Origin of the sequence: Ephemeroptericola cinctiostellae (assembly GCF_003339525.1) — a bacterium.
Lineage (GTDB): Bacteria > Pseudomonadota > Gammaproteobacteria > Burkholderiales > Burkholderiaceae > Hydromonas > Hydromonas cinctiostellae.
The window spans coordinates 365256-384558 of record NZ_CP031124.1 but is presented as its reverse complement, the minus strand read 5'-3'; the positions used below and the strand labels follow the sequence as shown (position 1 = coordinate 384558).

18 protein-coding genes are annotated in these 19303 nt (G+C 48.2%); 9 read left to right on the top strand and 9 right to left on the bottom strand.

Annotated elements, in window-relative coordinates; translation table 11 throughout:
- The first annotated feature begins 2 nt into the window (after positions 1 to 2).
- Entirely contained in the window at positions 3 to 494 is a 492-nt protein-coding gene (locus DTO96_RS01930; protein ID WP_114561952.1) for a Smg family protein, read from the top strand.
- A 275-nt stretch (positions 495 to 769) separates the two neighbouring features.
- Here the strand turns inward: DTO96_RS01930 and DTO96_RS01925 are convergent, their stop codons facing one another.
- On the bottom strand, positions 770 to 1990 hold the full coding sequence (locus DTO96_RS01925) for a glycosyltransferase family 4 protein (protein WP_114561951.1): 1221 nt from the start codon (positions 1988 to 1990) through the stop codon (positions 770 to 772).
- A 177-nt stretch (positions 1991 to 2167) separates the two neighbouring features.
- On the opposite strand from DTO96_RS01925, the gene DTO96_RS01920 reads away from it, so the two are divergent.
- The gene (locus DTO96_RS01920; protein WP_114563879.1) at positions 2168 to 2434 is read left to right on the top strand and encodes an acyl-CoA-binding protein; all 267 of its coding nucleotides are present in this window, start codon (positions 2168 to 2170) and stop codon (positions 2432 to 2434) included.
- Between the two features lie 324 nt (positions 2435 to 2758).
- On the opposite strand, the gene DTO96_RS01915 is transcribed toward DTO96_RS01920, so the two are convergent.
- The 7 genes from DTO96_RS01915 to gyrA form a co-directional block, all read right to left on the bottom strand.
- Positions 2759 to 3346, bottom strand: a complete 588-nt coding sequence (locus DTO96_RS01915) for an O-methyltransferase (RefSeq protein WP_114561950.1) — start codon at positions 3344 to 3346, stop codon at positions 2759 to 2761.
- Between the two features lie 8 nt (positions 3347 to 3354).
- A complete protein-coding gene (locus DTO96_RS01910; RefSeq protein WP_114561949.1) occupies positions 3355 to 4296 on the bottom strand; it encodes a glutaminase in 942 nt (313 codons plus the stop codon).
- 201 nt (positions 4297 to 4497) lie between these two features.
- Complete coding sequence (locus DTO96_RS01905; protein WP_114561948.1) at positions 4498 to 4746, bottom strand: accessory factor UbiK family protein; 249 nt, start codon at positions 4744 to 4746, stop codon at positions 4498 to 4500.
- On the bottom strand, positions 4743 to 5201 hold the full coding sequence (locus tag DTO96_RS01900; protein ID WP_157964294.1) for a hypothetical protein: 459 nt from the start codon (positions 5199 to 5201) through the stop codon (positions 4743 to 4745). The genes DTO96_RS01905 and DTO96_RS01900 overlap by 4 nt, the downstream gene beginning before the upstream one ends.
- A gap of 97 nt (positions 5202 to 5298) precedes the next feature.
- A complete protein-coding gene (gene rpoH, locus DTO96_RS01895) occupies positions 5299 to 6198 on the bottom strand; it encodes an RNA polymerase sigma factor RpoH (RefSeq protein ID WP_114561946.1) in 900 nt (299 codons plus the stop codon).
- A gap of 234 nt (positions 6199 to 6432) precedes the next feature.
- Entirely contained in the window at positions 6433 to 7236 is an 804-nt protein-coding gene (locus DTO96_RS01885; RefSeq protein ID WP_114561944.1) for a gamma-glutamyl-gamma-aminobutyrate hydrolase family protein, read from the bottom strand.
- Between the two features lie 178 nt (positions 7237 to 7414).
- The gene (gene gyrA / locus DTO96_RS01880) at positions 7415 to 10066 is read right to left on the bottom strand and encodes a DNA gyrase subunit A (protein ID WP_114561943.1); all 2652 of its coding nucleotides are present in this window, start codon (positions 10064 to 10066) and stop codon (positions 7415 to 7417) included.
- 493 nt (positions 10067 to 10559) lie between these two features.
- On the opposite strand from gyrA, the gene DTO96_RS01875 reads away from it, so the two are divergent.
- From DTO96_RS01875 to DTO96_RS01850, 6 genes are all read left to right on the top strand, one after another.
- Positions 10560 to 11249 (top strand): OmpA family protein, encoded by a 690-nt coding sequence (locus DTO96_RS01875; RefSeq protein WP_114561942.1) that lies wholly within the window; start codon positions 10560 to 10562, stop codon positions 11247 to 11249.
- Positions 11250 to 11446: 197 nt separating this feature from the next.
- Entirely contained in the window at positions 11447 to 12163 is a 717-nt protein-coding gene (gene ubiG, locus DTO96_RS01870; RefSeq protein WP_114561941.1) for a bifunctional 2-polyprenyl-6-hydroxyphenol methylase/3-demethylubiquinol 3-O-methyltransferase UbiG, read from the top strand.
- 15 nt (positions 12164 to 12178) lie between these two features.
- Positions 12179 to 12865, top strand: coding sequence for a phosphoglycolate phosphatase (gph, locus tag DTO96_RS01865; RefSeq protein WP_114561940.1), 687 nt, complete (start codon positions 12179 to 12181; stop codon positions 12863 to 12865).
- Positions 12866 to 13217: 352 nt separating this feature from the next.
- Complete coding sequence (locus DTO96_RS01860) at positions 13218 to 14204, top strand: porin (RefSeq protein ID WP_114561939.1); 987 nt, start codon at positions 13218 to 13220, stop codon at positions 14202 to 14204.
- 278 nt (positions 14205 to 14482) lie between these two features.
- Positions 14483 to 15430, top strand: coding sequence for a porin (locus tag DTO96_RS01855; protein WP_114561938.1), 948 nt, complete (start codon positions 14483 to 14485; stop codon positions 15428 to 15430).
- 315 nt (positions 15431 to 15745) lie between these two features.
- Positions 15746 to 16726, top strand: a complete 981-nt coding sequence (locus tag DTO96_RS01850) for a porin (RefSeq protein WP_114561937.1) — start codon at positions 15746 to 15748, stop codon at positions 16724 to 16726.
- Between the two features lie 81 nt (positions 16727 to 16807).
- Here the strand turns inward: DTO96_RS01850 and tpx are convergent, their stop codons facing one another.
- On the bottom strand, positions 16808 to 17305 hold the full coding sequence (tpx, locus tag DTO96_RS01845) for a thiol peroxidase (protein ID WP_114561936.1): 498 nt from the start codon (positions 17303 to 17305) through the stop codon (positions 16808 to 16810).
- Between the two features lie 247 nt (positions 17306 to 17552).
- Between tpx and DTO96_RS01840 the strand changes: the two genes are divergently transcribed.
- Complete coding sequence (locus tag DTO96_RS01840) at positions 17553 to 19259, top strand: bifunctional protein tyrosine phosphatase family protein/NAD(P)/FAD-dependent oxidoreductase (RefSeq protein WP_114561935.1); 1707 nt, start codon at positions 17553 to 17555, stop codon at positions 19257 to 19259.
- The last annotated feature ends 44 nt before the right edge of the window (positions 19260 to 19303 follow it).

Sequence of the window (19303 nt, the reverse complement as noted above, 5' to 3'; positions counted from 1 at the left end):
TGATGCGCCGCTGGTTTTTTGATGGAAGTGTGGTTTTAACCGTGGTCGATATTTTCTTTTACTTGTTTGAAAACTATGTGGGCATTGCACAATGCCCTGACGCGCTCACTTTGGCGCGTCGTTTGTCGTATGAGGGTTTCGAGGAGCACGAAGTGCGTTCTGCTGTGTTGTGGGTTGAGCAGTTGCGCACACCGCTTGAAATCGTCCAGGTCAATGCCAAACGCAGCCCAAGCCATCGCATTTACCATCAAAGTGAGCGTTCTCAAATCGGTGATGAGGGTTTGCTCATGTTGGACTCGTTGTTGCATGCCAACAGCATCACAGAGTTTCAGCGCGAGCTCATCATTGAGCGTTGCATGATGTTGCCACACCCGATCAGCCAGCCCGATACGTTCAAAGCTTTGTTGTTGACCATTTTATGGGCGGACAATCAAGAAATTGATGACATGCTGTTGCATGGTTTGATGGATGATTCGGATGAAGCTCGGCATTGATGGCATGCCAGCCCATCAAATGATGGGTGTCTTTTGTCGCTCATCGCAGGGTAAGGTGCGCTTTGTGATGGTTTGAGTTTAAAGGTTTTGAGTGGTGAATCCGTGCAAAATCCGCCATGAGCCCTAAAAAATCGAGAAACACAACATCGGGCGATTGACACATTCGCAATGCACTTCAAGAAACCCCTCTTCAACTGAAAGCGCGGGCTTGCTTTTAAATCTCAGTCATAATCATTCTAAAAAATGTGGCGCACCTGCGGGCAGTCTTGCTGCCATCAAGACTCAGACTCGCTGTTGCCCAAAATCAATTCTTTAAAGCTTTTCTCCGCTTTATCTAAAGTGTAATCCGCTTGCACCTTCGCACGTGCGGCGGCACGCATGTCTCGATAGAATTCTGGGTGGTTGAGCGCATGAATCATGTGTTTCACCAGTTGCTCTGAATCAAAAAAATCGGTTAAAACACCTTGCAGTCCATCGGTGATGACTTCTTCAACGGGTGCAGTGCGTGAGGCGATCATCACGCAACCACTGGCCATGGCCTCGAGCATCGACCATGACAGCACGAATGGGTAGGTCAAATACACGTGGGCGGCAGACACTTGTAGCACTTTGGCGTAGGTTGCGTAAGGCAGTTTACCGAGGATGTGCACACGACTCATGTCCAACTTCACCTCGGCCAACATTTTTTCCCGCCAATTGGCGGCATCTTTTGGTGGCGAGCCATAGCTGACCTCATCGCCGCCGACAATGACAACGTGGCATGTTGGGTGTTCGCGTTGCAACTGTGCCAGTGAGCGCATGAAGATGTGAAAGCCGCGATAGGGCTCTAAATTGCGTGCGACGTAGGTCACAATTGGATCACCAGCACGCAGACGTGTGCCGTCGGGCAAAGTTAGCTCAGCATGGGCATCGGGTTTCAGATAATGGGTGTCGACCCCTTCATGAATGACTTGGATTTTATGTTGCAGCTCTTTGGGGTGGCGTGAGCGTTGCCATTGCGTGGCGCTGATGCCCGCATCGCAGTTGACCAAATTCAGCGCGTGTAATGCATTCCATGTTTTGACCCGAGCTTGGGCATCAAAGTTGCTCGGGAATTCTGGATCGAAGCCAAAGTCGGAGTTTGCCGTGCCGTAATACCATTCGCACAAGTGAACCAGTCGTGCATTGGGAAACACATCTCGGGCGTATAACGTTTCCCCCCAACCTGGATGTGCCAAAATCACATCGGGCGCATAGCCTTTTTGTTTGAGTTGCAACAGCGCACGTGCGGTGGCTTGTCCGTGCAGCACGGCACTTTCCATGCTGACCAGATAAGGGTGCTGTTTGCTGGGATCTGGCTCCCTGTGGAGGTCATAGCCGACCCATTTGAGATCGGTCATGCCCTGAGAGCGTTTGCGCCCCAATCCCAAGACATCCCAATTGGGGTATTTTGCCCACAGGGGGGCCATGCGGCGAAATTGTCCTGGGAAATTTTGGTGTATCAGCAATAAACGCATGGCTATGTCCTCAAAAAGACCATCAATATTCAGATTGAATGTGGATGCTCAGGTTATACCGATTTTATGAGGCAAGCAAGTTTGATTGTGAAATACATGAAAAAAGAACGATCGTTCATTTTGTTTGTGATGTGCTTTTGTATTGTGTTACGATGCTTTCATTTGATTGGAGACTTTATGAGCACCCTCAATGAACAGTTTAACCAAGCACAGCTTGCCGTTAAAGCTTTAAGCAACCGCCCGAGCAATGCCGATTTACTCACTTTATACACCTTATTCAAACAAGCGACCGAGGGCGATGCAACGGGTGAGCGACCAGGTGCAACGGCTTTCGTGGCGCGTGCAAAGTTCGATGCATGGGTTGCGCTGGCGGGCATGGCATCGGTAGATGCCATGCAAAAATACATTGATGTGGTTGAGTCGTTGCTGGTGTTGAATGCTTAAATTTTTAAATGCCTATTTGAATGTCGATCAAAGGGCTTCAATTCATTGATTTCAACACAAGCCGCTCGCTCAATAAATACCTCACACCATCATTTTCGTGTGCGTTTGGCGGGAATCCAGTGGGCGTGAATCACATTTTACGTTTTTGACTTGTATAACGCTGAAACAAACGTTTTGCGTTTTGCTGGACTCTCGCCAAAGACACGCGGGAACGATTGAGCGACAGTTAAGCTCACTTTCCTTGTGTTGAAGTCAATTTATATGGTTTGTAAAAAGAAAGTGATCGCTTACATTTAAATTTTTTAAGGTCTGGTCGGTGTGGGCTCAGGCTGTGCGTATGGCCATGAATTCACCATTGCCGATGTCGACCAACTTGTTTGAAAACTGGGCATCGGCGCTGACCATGTCCATGAACGTTTGCATTTCTGGTGCATGGGATGTGGCGTTGTCCACGACCAAGGCGCCACCGACCCGAATGGCTTGGCGAAGGTGTGGCCACCAATCGAGGTAGGCGCTGCGATCTGAATCGAGGAAAATGATGTCGAAGGCTGAGGCCTGAACATCCCGCAACAGTTGACCTGCATCGGCTTCCACTTGCATGATGTGATCGGCTAAATGTGCGCGGTTAAAGTTGATTTTGGCCTGTTCAATCTTAGCGGCATCTCGTTCAATGGTGGTGACGTGGCCATTCAATTGGGCGGTTGCGTGGGCGAGCCAAAGGGTTGAGTAGCCATTCGAAGTGCCAATTTCTAAAATGCGCGTGGCGCCCATGGCATGCACCAAGTGAGCCAAAAAAACACCTGTGTCATGTGTGATGTTGAGCATTTTTTCATCGCGGTGTGCTGCATTGAGGTCATTTTGTTGGCCGAAATGTTCGAGTTCTGTCAGAAGTTGTTTGAGGTCGTTGTTCATTGGTTTTCCTAAAAAATGGACACGCCTGTTTGCGTGGTCAATTGTTCGAGTGCCGCAATGCCGCGCGCGGAGTTGCCTTTGGCATTCAGAGGCGGGCTCCAAACGGCGACACTGTAATGCCCAGGGTGAACCGCCGCCACGCCACCGCCGACGCCACTTTTCCCTGGTAGGCCGACACGGAATGAGTAATCACCCGATTCATCGTAAAACCCGCAGGTTTGCATCAATGCGTTCATGCGTTTGGTTTGACTGAGTGATAACATCGTTTCGCCCGTGATGGGGTGCTGTCCGCCATGGGCAAAAACCAAAAAAGCTTGCGCCAGCTCTTGGCACGTCATTTCAATCGAGCAGATGTGAAAATACATGTCCAACACATCGCGTGGATCGTTGTGGATGTTGCCAAAAGACTTCATCAATTGCACCAATGCCGCATTGCGGTGTCCGTGCATGGCCTCAGAAGCGGCCACGGATAGGTTGAAGTCGATGCTGGGCGTGTTCGCCAATTGACGAACAAAGGCCAGCAGGGTGTATTTTGGGTTGACCCAGTGGCTGACCAATATGTCGGCAATCACCAGCGCACCTGCGTTGATGAAAGGATTGCGTGGAATGCCCTGTTCAAACTCCAGCAAAGCCAACGAATTAAAAGCCCCTCCTGAAGGCTCAACCCCCAGTCGTTGCCACAAGGCTTCGCCTTTGAGTCGATAAGCCAACGCCAACGAAAACACTTTGACAATGCTTTGAATCGAAAACTTGGTTTGTGCATCCCCCACATTGTAGACTTCACCTGAGGAGTGGCACAGGCTGATGCCAAATTGTGATGGATTGACTTTGGCAAGCTCGGGGATGTAATCTGCAGCATGCCCTTGTAAAGGTTGGTGGCTGATGTCGTTAAAAATGCGGTCAAGCGTATTTCGATAATCGGTGTGGTCTGTGCTGTGACTTTTTTGCATGATGTCGTGTGTGGATTTAGTCTGCGTTGTTTTTTATAATACGAGCAGTGTACGCCAAAAACCATGTGCTGCCACTTGAATCATGCGGAGTGGCACGAAAGACGGGGTTCGATGAGGCATCAAAACACCCGTTGATTGTGGATCACATCCAAAATGGCGAATAAAGGCAATCGCCATCGTGTGAGGTGAACATTGAATCTTTTATTTGTTGGCGGCCTGTTCCAATGCTGCCACTTGTTTTTCGAGGGCATCTAGTTTTTCACGTGTGCGTGCGAGCATGGCGGCTTGTACATCAAACTCTTCGCGGGTGACCACGTCCAGTTTTTGTAAGGCGCTGGTGAAAAAAGTTTTTGCATTTTGACCCATGTCCGCAAAGGGGCTGTTTTTGGTCAATTGTTCCACTGTTTTTTCGACATTTTCTTTCCATGTCTCTTGCCAATTTGGGTTCATGGGGCTTCCTTCATCAGTTTGGTTTCATTGAAGCGAGCGGTTTGCGAACATTCGCCTGCTGCCAATGGTTGCGTTAAAGTGTATTCAGTTTCAACCGTTATGCCATTGAAGTTGTTTTGCGAAAGCATGTAACGATAGGTGGTCGGCTCTTCCACTTGGCCGTTGACATTTTCAAAATAATGGCTGTGCCCTGCATCCACCCACCAATGGCCTTCATCATTGAGTACGGTCTGAGTGGCATCGTAGGCGTGGAATTGGTACGTGCCATCGTTTTTTCGAGTCATATGCCATTTATACGCGGTGCATGCGGGTTCGTCAATGGGTTTAAACTCCCCTTCCCATTCACCCACCAACTGCGGGTCAATGGGTTGAACGGGGGGAGGTGTTTGTGCCCAAGAGATCTGGGTGCTTAAAAGTATGCAGGTCAATGCAGTGTTTTTTATCAAAGTAGACATCGCTGGCTCAATCATGTAAGAGCCTCCATTTTAATGAAAATGCATGTAAAAAGGCGACCTTGGTCGCCTTTTTTGTCAGTGGTTGAGTGGATGTTGCTTATCGAGCGTACTCCAGCGTCAAAAACGCCTTCATTTTTTTCATGGCCGCTGATTCAATTTGACGAACGCGTTCAGCTGAAATGCCAAATTTAGCAGCCAAATCATGCAAAGTGGGGCCTTTGTCATCGTCATCCTGCAACCAGCGCGATTGTACAATTTCACGTGAGCGCTTATCCAATTGCGCCAAAGCATTTTGTAAGCCATCGGTTTGGCGTGTGTCTTCTTGGTGGCGCGCCAACACGTGGGTGGGCTCTTGCGTTTCATCGGCCAAGTAAGCGATGGGCGCCATGTGCATGGCTTCATCGTCATCGTCCATGCCGCCATCAATGGCAATGTCACGTCCAGACAAGCGTTGATCCATCTCCACCACTTCTTCTGGCTTCACATTCAACACTTTGGCCATGTTGTGAATCTCATCTTGACTCAAGTGATCACCAGTTTTCATGCTGCGCAAATTAAAAAAGAGTTTGCGTTGCGCTTTGGTGGTGGCGATTTTGACCATGCGCCAGTTTTTGATGATGTACTCGTGCATTTCTGCTTTGATCCAATGCATGGCAAACGAGACCAAACGCACACCACGTGTGGGGTCAAAGCGTTTGACGGCTTTCATCAAGCCAATCGAGCCTTCTTGGATCAAATCGCCTTGCGGCAAACCATAACCTGCATATTTACGTGCTTGTGCAACCACCACGCGCAGATGCGATATGACCAACGTATGGGCTGCAAGTAAATCATTGGGGTTGGCGCGGTAGGCCATCGATAATTCGTATTCTTGCTCGGGCGTGAGCATGGGCACGCTGTTGACTGCGCGCGCATAAGCTTCCAGATCGCCAAATGTCGGGACGGAGAGCAGTTGTTGGTATGTGTTACTGTAAGGCGTGACGGCGTAAGCGCTCATCGGGTTTTTGCTCCTAAAAACAAAAAATAAAGGTTAAATCTGAGTGTTATTGAGCTTATTTTAGCACTCTTTTGGTTGGAGTGCTAATCTTGCTTTATCAAAATATAAGCGTAAATTGTGTAGAATGTTTGAGCGTTTTTATAAATAAAAACAGTCAAAAAAAGCAGCGTCATGTCGAAAGCTTCCCATAAAAAAACGCCCTGAAAGGGGCGTTTTCGATCGATGCGGGTGGTGTTACTTTTGCTTTGAGAAATCGCGTGCTGCATTGCCAAAGGCTTGAAACAGTTTGATCGACAATGGGTTTTCATGGGCCAACCATTCGGGATGCCACTGCACGCCAAGGGTGAATTGTTTGAATTCAGGGCAGTATGCCGCTTCAACAAGCCCATCTTCAGCGTGAGCCAGTGCGCTCAGGCCTTGACCCAAGGTTTTGATGCCTTGCCCATGTAAGGAGTTGACCATAAAGTGATCGGTGTCCAGTACGTTGCCGAGCCATGAATTGGGCGTGAGTTGGACCGAGTGATTCGGGCCATACTGTTCGGTTAATGGCGCATTGGGGTCTTTTTCTCGGTGATCCATCATGCCTGGGCTGTTGTGGACTTGCTGATACAGGTCGCCGCCGAAGGCGATGTTGAGTTCTTGAAAGCCGCGGCAGATGCCGAAAAAAGGCAGGCCACGCTTTAAGCCTGCACGAATCAAGGCGATGTTGAAGTGGTCGCGTCCTTTATCTTGACCTTGGTCGGGGGTCTGCCATTCTTGACCGTATAGTGCGGGGTCGATGTTGGTGGATGCACCAGACAGGAAGATGGCATCGGCCATGTCCACATATTGCTCAATGTCTTCTTCGCCATAAGCGGTGGGCAGCATCACGGGCACGCAGCCTGAAATGTGAACCAATGGATCCAAGTACTTTTTACCCATCAGCTGATACCAGTGTCCACTGTGTTCTTTTGCGCCTGTGGGCACGAGGACGATGGGCTTACGTTGTGTTTTTTGTGTTTGAGCAGTTGGCTCTGCGTATTGATTGTCATTGTTCATAATTTTCACCTCAAGCACCACTCTAAGGGGTAAATGCCCATAAAGACAGAACCACTTTGACCTGTGCAGGGCATACACCAACGCATTGTTTGTCAGGGACGATCCATTGTATATAAAAAAAGCGACGAGTTGGTCTCGTCGCTTGTTCTGAGGCAATGCCTGTTGTCACCCCTGTTTATCAGTCGGCTGTGCTTTCATCTGTTGCTGTTGGTTCGCCTGTCGTCGAATCATCGTTGAGTGCGACATCCTCTCCTTCTTCCTCGTCGTCGACACCTGCAACTGTTTCAATGATTTTTTGAACGCCTGACAGGACATCACCATTGTCCAGGCCGATCAATGTCACGCCTTGGGCGGCACGACCGACGGTGCGAATCTCAGAGATGCGTGTGCGCACCAATGTGCCACCCGTGGTGATGAGCATAATTTGATCGTCTTCTTCAACCAATTGAGCGGCAACGACTTTACCATTGCGTTCTGAGGTTTGGATGGCGATCATGCCTTTGCCACCACGCCCGTGTCGGGTGTATTCGGTGATCGGTGTGCGTTTGCCATAACCATTCTCAGTGGCCGTCAGAATGTATTGCGTTTCACTTTCCGCAACCAGCAAAGCAATGATGGTTTGGTCGTCTTCGAGGCGCATGCCACGCATGCCGCGCGTGTTGCGACCGACTGCGCGAACATCCGATTCGTCAAAGCGCACCGCTTTACCTGCGTCAGAAAACAGCATGATGTCGTGTTGGCCATCGGTGACAGCGGCACCAATCAGGTGATCGCCTTCGTCCAAGTTCACGGCAATGATGCCGCGTTTCATGGGGCGCTTGAAATCAGATAAGGGGGTTTTTTTGACCGTACCCAAACGCGTGGCCATGAACACGTATTTGTCTTCGGGGAAGCCGTCGGCGGAAGAAATCGGCAGCATGACCGTGATTTTTTCACCCTCTTCAAGCGGCAGCATGCGAATGATGGGGGTGCCGCGAGATGTGCGTGAACCTTGTGGGACTTCATACACCCGAGTCCAATAGACACGACCTCGATCTGAGAAGCTTAAAATCGTATCGTGGGTGTTGGCGACGAACAGGTTCTCAATCCAGTCCTCTTCACCTTTGGTCGCAGCCGCTTGTTTGCCTCGGCCGCCTCGACGTTGTGTGCGGTATTCGGTCAGCGGTTGCGCTTTAATATAGCCTGTGTGCGACAAGGTCACGACCATGTCTTGCGGTGTGATTAAATCTTCGATGTCGATGTCAAATGCATTGAGTTCAATTTGTGAGCGGCGGGCATCACCAAATTCTTCATTGATTGCGGTCAACTCGGCATCAATGATGGTGGTCACGCGTTCTGGTCGACTTAAAATGTCGAGCAAGTCAGCAATGTTTGCCATGATGTCTTTGTATTCTTGGACGATTTTATCTTGTTCGAGTCCCGTTAAGCGTTGTAAACGCATTTGCAAAATTTCTTGGGTTTGTACGTCAGATAAACGGTACAGGCCATTGCTTTGTAAGCCAAATTCAGCCAGTAAATCATCGGGGCGATACAGCGCGCCCCCCCCTTCGGTGCGTGACAGCATTTCACGGACGATTTCAGAATCCCATATTTTCGCCATCAAATCAATCTTGGCTTGTGGTGGCGTCGCAGCAGCCTTGATGATGGCGATGAATTCATCGATGTTCGCTAAGGCGACTGCGAGACCTTCCAAGATGTGTCCGCGCGCGCGCGCTTTACGCAGCTCAAAGGCCGTCCGACGCGTCACCACCTCACGGCGATGCTCAAGGAAGTACACCAGCATTTCACGCAAGTTGAGTAGTTTGGGTTGACCGTCCACCAGGGCCACCATGTTGATGCCAAAAGTGTCTTGTAATTGAGTGTGTTTATATAGGTTGTTCAGAACCACTTCGGCCATTTCACCGCGTTTCAGTTCAATGACCACACGCATGCCAGAGCGATCTGATTCATCGCGAATGTCTGAGATGCCTTCAAGGCGCTTGTCATTGACCTGCTCCGCAATGGATTCGAGTAAACGACGTTTATTGACCTGATACGGCAGCTCATCGACGATGATCGCTTGGCGATTGCCTTTTTCCATGTCTTCAACATGAACTTTGGCGCGCATGACCACGCGGCCGCGGCCTGTGCGGTAGCCTTGACGGACGCCCGAAATGCCGTAAATTAAACCCGCAGTGGGAAAGTCGGGGGCGGGGATGAACTCCAGCAGTTCATCGACGGTCGCTTCCGGGTTGTGCAGCATGTGCAAGCAACCTTTGATGACTTCCGATAGATTGTGTGGTGGGATGTTGGTCGCCATGCCCACAGCGATACCCGTTGAGCCATTGATGAGCAAGTTTGGAATGCGTGCGGGTAAAACCAATGGTTCGCGTTCAGAGCCATCGTAGTTGGCGCCAAAGTCAACGGTTTCTTTATCCAGATCTTCAAGCAGTTGATGGCCGATTTTCGCCATGCGAATTTCGGTATAACGCATGGCCGCAGCAAAATCGCCATCCACCGAGCCGAAGTTGCCTTGGCCGTCGACCAGCATGTAGCGCAAAGAAAAATCTTGAGCCATGCGAACGACCGTATCATAAACCGCAGTATCGCCATGTGGGTGGTATTTACCAATCACGTCACCAACAATACGTGCCGACTTTTTGTACGCCCGATTCCAGTCGTTGTTCAGTTCATGCATGGCGAACAGCACGCGGCGGTGGACGGGTTTTAGGCCGTCGCGCACATCAGGCAGTGCGCGCCCTACGATCACGCTCATGGCATAATCGAGATACGAATTGCGCATCTCATCTTCAAGGGAGATCGGCAGTATTTCTTTAGCGAACGATTGCATCGAATGTCCTATTATATAAAAGCATTTTTGGCGTGGTGGTTGAATTAATGCCTCGGTGTAACTTCAATTCAAAGCGGCAAATACAGCTTACCCACAGTAACCCGCTATTTTACCACGTGGTCAGTCCAAACAACATGCTAAAGTGCATTTAATATCAGGGTGATGGACGGTTCGACTGAGCATTGCTTGGGTTGAAAATTTCGGATGCATTGAGCCCTAAGTGTTTGAAGATAAAAAACAACGCTTGTTGCAAAATAGAAACAGTTTTAATGTTCAGTGTTGCAGGCTCTCCACAATTAAAGGCTTTTGTTTGTACTGGTGTAGATAATTTGTGGCACAATGGATTCTGTACGGTGCATGGTATGCGCTGTGCGCGATTTTTATTGCACGGCAAGCACCAGAACGTTATAATTTGCCCTGTTTTAGAATTATATGAACAAGGTAAACGTATTCCGCAGGGTAACTTGCGTATTTTCCAAAAAAGAGGAGAAACATGAAAAACTTCGTAAAAGTAGCTTCTTTGGCCGCAACATTAGCCCTCGCGGCATGTCAAACCAATCCAAACACTGTAGTCTCTCCTAAAGAAGACGCAGTTAACAGCCGTCACGTTGCTGACACAGAACACCAAATCTGGAAAAACGGTACCGATGAGCTGTGCTGGCAGACTGGCTACTACCCTGATGGCAACGCAGTTGTAGGTTGCGATGCGGTAGCTGCAAAACCAGTTGAAAATGTTAAAATTGACAGCAGCAAATTGAACTTCGATGCAAGTGCATTGTTCGACTTTGACAAAGCCACTTTGCGCCCGATGGGCCAACAGGCTTTAGGTGCTTTGGCAACTGCATTGAAATCAGTTAAATTTGACCAAACCATCGTTGTGGGTCACACCGATTCTTTCGGTTCTGATGCTTACAATGACCGTTTGTCTTTGCGTCGTGCAGAAGCTGTTAAAGCATTCTTGGTCAGCCAAGGCATTTCTCCAGCTGCAATCACAACTTCTGGCATGGGTAAACGCCAATTGTTGGTACAACCTTTGACTAAAGGCACACGTGCTGCACGCATCGCTGCTGAGCAACCAAACCGTCGCGTTTCTGTTGATGTGCGTGGTGTGAATGTTCCTGCTGACCAAGTTGGTCGTTGGAATACATTCTTGCAAAGCATTCCAGGCGTTAACATCAAGTAATTGATGTTGGACTGATGTATTTCAGGTCCTGTAATGCACTAAAAGCCCTGCTTATGCAGGGCTTTTTTGACTTTTAAGCTTTGATGCATTGATCTGCTGGCTTGAGGCTGATGAGGCTATGGCGTGCTTGAGGAGGTTTGTTGTAAGCCCGTATAATGTCCAAATCCTAAACACTTTTAATTCAAGGTTAAATAAACATGAGCAATACAATCAATGTGACACCCGCTGAAATAGATAAATTTTCCCAGCACGCGCAGCAGTGGTGGGATGCGCAAGGGCCATTGAAAACCTTGCATCAAGTGAACCCAGTGCGCCTTGCTTGGGTGATGCAGCATGTACACTTGATGGGGGCGACAGTGATTGATGTGGGGTGTGGTGGTGGGATATTATCCGAAGCCTTGGCTCGTCAAGGCGGTCAAGTGATGGGGCTGGATATGGCGATGGACTCCATAGAGGTGGCGCGCCTACATGCCGCTGAGCACGGTTTAAATATTGAATATGTCGTGGATACCGCTGAGTCGATGGCTCAGCAAAAGTCAGGGGCTTTTGATGTGGTGACGTGTATGGAGATGCTTGAGCATGTGCCAGACCCTGTGTCCGTCATCAACAGCTGTGCAGCGTTGGTTAAATCGGGTGGCTTGGTGTTTTTCTCAACTTTAAACCGCCATCCCAAGGCGTTTTTTCTGGGGGTTGTGGCCGCAGAATATGTCCTTAATTGGATCCCTAAGGGCACCCATGATTATAAAACATTCATCAAGCCCAGTGAGCTGGCTCGGTATGCCCGTGCTGCTGGTTTGGAGGTGTTGGAGATGAAAGGCATTGCTTATCACCCATGGCGTGATCAAGCCGCTCCTTTCGTTTTATCAGACGATGCCGATGTGAATTACATGATGGTGTGTCGAAAACAACAATAAATATGGATGTATGCGATGGATTATCATTTTCCAAGTAAGCCTTTGGGTGTGCTGTTTGATTTGGATGGCACACTTGTTGATTCTGCTCCAGATTTGGCTGCTGCTGTTAATGCTTTGCGGGTCAGGCGAGGCTTGCCAGATTTGCCTTTAGAACAGTTGCGACCTTATGCCTCGCTGGGCGCGCGAGGCTTGCTGGGTGCAGGTCTGGGTGTTGTGCCAAATGATCCTGATTTTGGCCGATTGCAGGGCGAATTTTTGGACTATTACGCATCACACAATTGTGTTCATTCAAAGCTTTTTGATGGCGTTGAAGGGCTGCTTGCTTGGTTGGAGGCGCATGCCATTCCATGGGGTGTTGTCACCAATAAGCACATGCGCTTTACTGATTCATTGGTGCGTGCTTTGGGTTTGAGTTCGCGTGCCGCAGTCGTTGTGAGTGGAGACACAACCGCACAAGCCAAGCCACACCCTTTGCCCCTACTTTACGCTGCCGAGCAGATGGGTTTACCTGCGGACAGATTGGTTTATGTTGGGGACGATCTGAGGGACATACAGTCAGCGCGTGCGGCAGGTTATATGACGGCCATTGCTGCGGCCTATGGCTATTGTGAGGATGAAGAGGTTTCCACTTGGTTGTCGGATTGCATCGTGCGCTCTCCAGTTGAACTCTTGCATTTGTTTAAGTTGGCTTGGGATGCTTGACGCCATTTGTGTGTTTGATGTTGGATCGGGTGTTGTTTTTTAGAGAAAAAATAGATTTGTTTTGAAGTGGTTTGTTTTTTTAGGGTTTAGTTTGAATGATTTTTTGATTTAACAGAAATAAATATTGTTTTTGTAAAAAATTAAGTAATTGTGTCTTCTTTGATAAAAACCAAGTGTTGTTTTTATGTCTACATGTTTTGTACAAATTGTCAAAAAGTAAACTGTTCGTCACAAACGCTGACTATAATCGACACAACAAAAGAAACACGTTTGCAGAGGGTTTGTGAATATCAGAGAGATTAAGTTGTGGTGATGACGTGCACCCTAAAAAATTTTAACCTAGGAGCAAAAAATGAAAAAAAGTGTATTGGCGTTGGTCGTTTTGGGTGCAACAGCAGGTGCAGCACAAGCCGCTTCAAGTGTGACCATGTATGGTCGTGCAGACGTGGCTTACTCTAAAACCACGGGCTCAAGCTTGATGCAGTCTGGTGGCGGTGAAACACGTCTTGGCATCAAAGGTCAAGAAGACTTGGGCAATGGCTTGGCCGCAACTTTCCAATTGGAAGGCCGTTTTGATTTGGACACGGGTGCTAAAACAGCAAATCGTAGCTTTTTTGACCGTGAGTCAACTGTTGGCCTGAAAGGCAGTTTTGGTCATGTTCGTTTGGGTCGTTCCATTTCCATGATGGATCGCGGTATTGCTTTCGTTAACGTGGGTCGCCGCGCAACTGATTTGCAAGCCTACGCATCTGCAACGCGTCACAGCAACGGTTTGTTCTACACATACGCCAACGGCCCTTATGAATTTGGTGCCGACGTCACAACCAAAGGCAGCTACAACGAAGGTCAAAGCGGTTCAACAGACGATGGCGTGATCGGCCAAAAGCCAGCATTCGGTGCTTATGGTAAATATTCTGCCAATGGTTTGACGGTGGGCTTGGCTTACCAAGCCGATGGTAAAAAAGCCGCGAAAACCATTGCAAAAGAGTTTGGTGCAGCGCTGAGCTATAAAATCAACCCAGTGACTTTGGGTGTGTCTTACGCACAAGGCAATGACAATGTTGTCGGTAGCAAAGCCAAATCACGCATTTGGGAGGCTTCTGCTTCGATCGCAGCCACCGCAGACGATACGATTAATTTGATTTATCGCAATGATCGCCGTAAAAACACAGTGGGTGCTGTGACCGCCGCCTACAAACGTCAAACGGCGTATGGCTTGGGTTACATCCACACATTGAGCAAACGCACTTCAATTTATGCAGACGTTGCACGCACGAAAGACACTGTTGCAAACACCAAAGCAACTACTTGGGATCTCGCATTGCGCCACAATTTTTAATTTCAATGCTTATACGAAAAAACGCGACCTTGGGGTCGCGTTTTTTATTGGCTGTGCTTTGTTGGGGCAAAACGTTGCATTAATGCGACGTTTTGTTGTTTTTATGTCGAATGTTTGCTGCGGCTGCGTCATAAAAGGTGGACAAAAGGATAGACCAGTAGAATAATGAACACATCGATGCGCTGTTGAGGAACGACGTATCGCAGTGCTCTGTAAGGAGCAGTCAAGTTCATTTTTGAATTTGGCAGATTAAGTTTAACTTTTCTGGGGATAGACAAATGAAAAAATCATTATTGGCTTTGGCCGTTTTGGCATCTGCTGCTGGTGCAGCGAACGCAGCTTCAAGTGTAACTATGTATGGCCGTATGGACGTTGGTTACGAAAGTGCTCACCATGATGGTAAAAGCGTGACTCAAGACAACGGTACAGCAAATACAAACATGTCTCGCTTTGGCATCAAAGGCCAAGAAGATTTGGGTAATGGCTTGGCTGCTACTTTCAAATTAGAAGGTCGTTTCAATGGCGATACAGGTTCATACGCGAAAGACATGTTTGATCGTGAATCAACTGTTGGTTTGAAAGGTAACTTCGGTTCAGTTCGTTTTGGCCGCGCTACAGCTGCTTTAGAAAACGGCTTGGGTGATTTCGTTATCGGCGAACGTGCATTGGGCTTCTCTAACTACGCTTCTGCTACTCGTCACAGCAACTCTGCTTTCTATGACTACTCTATGGGTGGTTTGACTGCTGGTGCAAACGTTTCTACTAAAGGTGGTGACTCTGGTAACGCAACTGAAGGCACTGGTAAAATTGGCTATGGTTTGTATGCTAAATACTCTGCAAACAACTTCGGTTTGGGTGCTGCATACCAACGTGATGGCGTTGCATTGACTAAAGAATGGGGCGTTGCAGCTTCTTACACGTTCAATCCAGTGACTTTGGGTGCTTCTTATGCTGATCAAAAAGCTGACGGCACATCTACACACACTAAAACAATCAATGCTTTTGTTTCTGGTGCTGTAACTTCAAATGATACTGTTTATGCACAATACAACCGTGTTAAAGTAACTAACGCGTCTGCAGTTACTGCATACGGTTTGGGTTACAACCATGCATTGAGCAAACGTACAAGTGTATACGGTGAAGTTGCACGCAACAAACGCACTTCATTGACTGGCGAATTGGTCAGCGGTTACGACTACAGCGTTGCTATGCGTCACGCATTCTAATTTAATGCTGGCTTAGCCAGTTTTAAATGGAAATAAAAAAGCCCCTTTTTAGGGGCTTTTTTTATTTTTTTAAATAACAGACATATAATCGGCGTTTAAGGTGTTTTTTTGAAAAAGTCTTTTGCATAAATGATACAAATTGTAGTTAAAGTACAGGCTAAAGTCGTGACTTTGTTGTTTTAGCTGGACAAAAATACACAATCCATCAATAATGAGACGTCGGTTTGTTACTTTTATGTGACAAGTGGCGGGGCTGGGTAGCAGGGGTTATCTGGTTCACTATTACAATATTCTCGATTATGTGAGGAAGACAAAATGAAAAAATCATTATTGGCATTGGCTGTATTGACTGCAGCAACAGGTGTGGCTCAAGCGGCATCAAGTGTAACTTTGTATGGCAAAGTTGAAACGGCATACCAAAGTGCCACAGGCGATGGTTTGAGCGTTCTGCAAGGTGCTGCAGGTGAGTCTCGCGTGGGCATCAAAGTAAACGAAGATTTAGGTAATGGCATGGCTGCTTTTGCTCATTTGGAAGCAAAATTTGATGCAGACACAGGCGCAAGCAATGGCAGTAATTTCTTCGGTGAAAAATCTGTTGTGGGTTTGAGTTTTGCCAATGGCATGCATGCATTGTACTTTGGTCGTTCTGCTTCTCCAATGGATCGTTTTGGTTACAGTGATGACCATTTGGCCAGTGGCTTGGGCTGGAAGTCTTCAGCGGGTAACTGGGCAAACGGTGCTTACTACGATTACAATGGCATGAACGCCAATAATGGTTTAGTGGTTCATGCGGGTGCGACGACCAAAGGTGGTTATGCTGGGAATACAACTGAAGGCGTCTCTGGTACTAAAGCGTCATACGGTTTGACAGGTGCTTATCGTGTGAATCCAAACTGGGTGTTTGGTTTGGGCTACCAAGCGGATAATGATGCTTCTGCTGTTAAAAACGAATGGGGTGTCGGTACTAAATTCACATTCAACCCTGTGTCGATTGCTTTGTCTTATGCTTCTGCTAAATTGGGTGCTGCTAATGCATTGTCTCCAAGTGGTAAAGAGCGTCGCATTCACACAACGATCAGTGCAATGGTTACGCCAGCTGATAAAGTGTATGTCAATTACTTGAATGACAAAATCAATGGCTATAGCAAAGAACAACGCTTTGGTTTGGGCTACATTCATTCTTTAAGCAAACGCACAGAACTTTTCGCAAATGCGGGTTATCGTAAAACTAACTTTGTTGCTGGTGGTTCTGCAAAAGCAAAATTGTGGGACGTTGGTATGCGTCACTCATTCTAATCAACCCTTTGGGTTGTTAGATCAAAAAAGCCCTGCATGTGCAGGGCTTTTTTAATGCTTTAGCTTGATGTTTGTTGCAGTTCAAGCCAGTGCAGCCAATGTGGCTTCGTAGTTCGGTTCGTCAGACACGTTATTGACCAACTCCGTGTAGACCACTGTGCCTGCTTCATTGACGACAACGACTGCGCGCGCCGTTAAACCCGCCAATGCGCTTTCAGTCAGTTCAACGCCATAATCTTGACCGAATGATGAACGAAATGCCGATAAAGTGTGAACGTTGTCGATGCCTTCAGCACCGCAGAAGCGACCCAAGGCGAATGGTAAATCTTCGGACACTGTGACGACGGTAACGCCCTCTTTCGCTGCGGCTTGTTCATTGAATTTGCGTGTTGAAGTTGCACATGTGGGTGTGTCAATTGATGGGAAAATGCTGATGACAACTTTTTGCCCCGCCAAACTTGCAAGGCTGATTTTTTCGAGTTTGTTGTTGGTTAAATTAAATGCGGGGGCTGCACTGCCAATTGCAGGCAATTCGCCAGATGTGTTCACAGGGGTGCCGCGTAACAATACTTGAGCCATGATGGGTCCTTTTTGGGTTGTTGGATGGAATGGTTAATTGATGATTGTATAGAGATTGGATTATAACTGTGGTTTTGATTTTTCGCTGACGGCTGTGTTTTTTGTGCGTTGTTTAATGAAATCAATTCCTTTACAATGAAGCTCATTGATGGGTTGTACTGGATCTGTTTGCATCGGTATTGTCTGGGTATGGTGTTGAAATGAAGCACTGTGCTTTGGATATGTTTAAAAATAATTGAGGGATGACATGGGAATTTCTATTACGGCGCACAGCCCGCTTTTTGCAACTGCACCTCAGGCGTCTCCTGAGGACATGGCTTTGGTGGCTCAAGAGGGCTTTAAAACAGTGATTAACAACCGCCCCGATTATGAAGGTGGCTCTGATCAGCCGACTGCGGATGCGGTAGGTGAGGCGGCGCGTGCGGCTGGCTTGAATTATATTGCACAACCTTTTTCCCCGTCGCAAGTGACTCAAGCTTTGGTTGAAGAGTTTGCTGCTTTGGTGGGGCAGGCCGAGAAGCCTGTGCTGGCTTTTTGTCGTACGGGCACGCGTTCAACTAATATTTTCCAAGCGGCGATGGCGATGGGGTTGCTCAATCCGCATGATTTGACGTTGGTTAATGTGCCCGCGGTGTCAAGCGCATCGACAGACGATGTGGCCACTCAAAAAAAAAGTCCTGATTTAACGGCATCGGTAGCACAGGCATCCGCAGTGGATAAGGGTGCGGGTGAATCAGCGCAGCGTCATCACGATGTGGTGATTGTGGGTGGTGGTTCAGGGGGAATTGCTTTGGCGGCCAGTTTGCTTAAGCGCCAACCCAACCTCGATGTGGCCATTATTGAGCCATCGGATCGACATTTTTATCAACCTGCTTGGACTTTGGTTGGGGCAGGTGAGTTTGATGTGCAAAAAACGGTGCGCAACATGCATGCGGTGATGCCTGCGAAGGCCAAATGGATTCGTGCGGCAGTGGCGAGTTTTCAGCCCGAAAACAGCCAATTGACATGCGAAGGTGGCGAGGTGGTGACGTACCAACAGTTGGTGGTCGCGCCTGGTTTGGCCTTGTTGTGGGATGCGATTCCTGGACTGGTGGATGCGCTGGGTAAAAATGGGGTGACATCGAATTATCGTGCCGATTTAGCACCGTACACATGGGAGTGTGTGAAATCACTTAAAGCGGGGGTGGCTTTGTTCACTCAGCCGATGGTGCCGATCAAGTGTGCGGGGGCACCACAAAAGGCTTTGTATTTGTCGGCGGCGCACTGGCAAAAGCGGGCATGTTTGAACAACATCCACATTGAGTTTCACAATGCAGGTGGTGCATTGTTTAGCGTGGCCGACTTCATTCCAAACTTGATGAAACAAATGCAAACCTACAATGCTGAGGTTAATTTGGGTTCAAACTTGGTTGCTGTTGATGGTGTTGCGAAAAAAGCTTGGTTTGAGCGCAAAGGTGCAGATGGTCATCCAGAGCGCATTGAAAAATCGTTTGACATGTTGCATGTGGTGCCGCCACAACAGCCCCATGCTTTTGTAAAAAACAGCCCATTGGCGAATGCCGATGGCTGGGTTGAGGTGGATCAGGTCACCTTGCGGCACACACGTTTTCCCAATGTCTTTGGCTTGGGAGACGCCATGAGTGCGCCAAACTCAAAAACGGCTGCAGCGATTCGTAAACAAGTGGTGGTTCTCGCAGAAAATTTATTGGCAGTGCGCATGAATCGCCCGTTGCCGATGGCGTATGATGGTTACAGTGCATGTCCGATTACGGTGGGTAATGGCAAGCTGATTTTGGCAGAGTTTGGCTACAATGGTAAGCTGATGCCGACGTTTGGTGGGGATCCGACCATGCCTCGGGCTTCGGGTTGGTATATGAAAAAGTTCTTATTCCCCTTCTTGTATTGGCATTTGATGCTCAAAGGTCACGAGTGGTTGGCACGACCGAAAAAATAATTGGCTTGGCGTTTTGTGTTGGTTGAGGCTTGCGTTCTTTGGGC

Excerpts from the sequence above, each read along its gene's own strand:
- DTO96_RS01885 (WP_114561944.1), bottom strand. The coding sequence starts at position 7,236 with ATGAACAATGACAATCAATACGCAGAGCCAACTGCTCAAACACAAAAA.
- DTO96_RS01855 (WP_114561938.1), top strand. The coding sequence starts at position 14,483 with ATGAAAAAATCATTATTGGCTTTGGCCGTTTTGGCATCTGCTGCTGGT.
- DTO96_RS01920 (WP_114563879.1), top strand. The coding sequence starts at position 2,168 with ATGAGCACCCTCAATGAACAGTTTAACCAAGCACAGCTTGCCGTTAAA.
- DTO96_RS01930 (WP_114561952.1), top strand. The coding sequence starts at position 3 with ATGCGCCGCTGGTTTTTTGATGGAAGTGTGGTTTTAACCGTGGTCGAT.
- DTO96_RS01860 (WP_114561939.1), top strand. The coding sequence starts at position 13,218 with ATGAAAAAAAGTGTATTGGCGTTGGTCGTTTTGGGTGCAACAGCAGGT.
- ubiG (WP_114561941.1), top strand. The coding sequence starts at position 11,447 with ATGAGCAATACAATCAATGTGACACCCGCTGAAATAGATAAATTTTCC.
- gph (WP_114561940.1), top strand. The coding sequence starts at position 12,179 with ATGGATTATCATTTTCCAAGTAAGCCTTTGGGTGTGCTGTTTGATTTG.
- DTO96_RS01905 (WP_114561948.1), bottom strand. The coding sequence starts at position 4,746 with ATGAACCCAAATTGGCAAGAGACATGGAAAGAAAATGTCGAAAAAACA.
- DTO96_RS01910 (WP_114561949.1), bottom strand. The coding sequence starts at position 4,296 with ATGCAAAAAAGTCACAGCACAGACCACACCGATTATCGAAATACGCTT.
- DTO96_RS01915 (WP_114561950.1), bottom strand. The coding sequence starts at position 3,346 with ATGAACAACGACCTCAAACAACTTCTGACAGAACTCGAACATTTCGGC.
- DTO96_RS01875 (WP_114561942.1), top strand. The coding sequence starts at position 10,560 with ATGAAAAACTTCGTAAAAGTAGCTTCTTTGGCCGCAACATTAGCCCTC.
- DTO96_RS01840 (WP_114561935.1), top strand. The coding sequence starts at position 17,553 with ATGGGAATTTCTATTACGGCGCACAGCCCGCTTTTTGCAACTGCACCT.
- gyrA (WP_114561943.1), bottom strand. The coding sequence starts at position 10,066 with ATGCAATCGTTCGCTAAAGAAATACTGCCGATCTCCCTTGAAGATGAG.
- tpx (WP_114561936.1), bottom strand. The coding sequence starts at position 17,305 with ATGGCTCAAGTATTGTTACGCGGCACCCCTGTGAACACATCTGGCGAA.
- DTO96_RS01850 (WP_114561937.1), top strand. The coding sequence starts at position 15,746 with ATGAAAAAATCATTATTGGCATTGGCTGTATTGACTGCAGCAACAGGT.
- rpoH (WP_114561946.1), bottom strand. The coding sequence starts at position 6,198 with ATGAGCGCTTACGCCGTCACGCCTTACAGTAACACATACCAACAACTG.
- DTO96_RS01900 (WP_157964294.1), bottom strand. The coding sequence starts at position 5,201 with ATGTCTACTTTGATAAAAAACACTGCATTGACCTGCATACTTTTAAGC.
- DTO96_RS01925 (WP_114561951.1), bottom strand. The coding sequence starts at position 1,990 with ATGCGTTTATTGCTGATACACCAAAATTTCCCAGGACAATTTCGCCGC.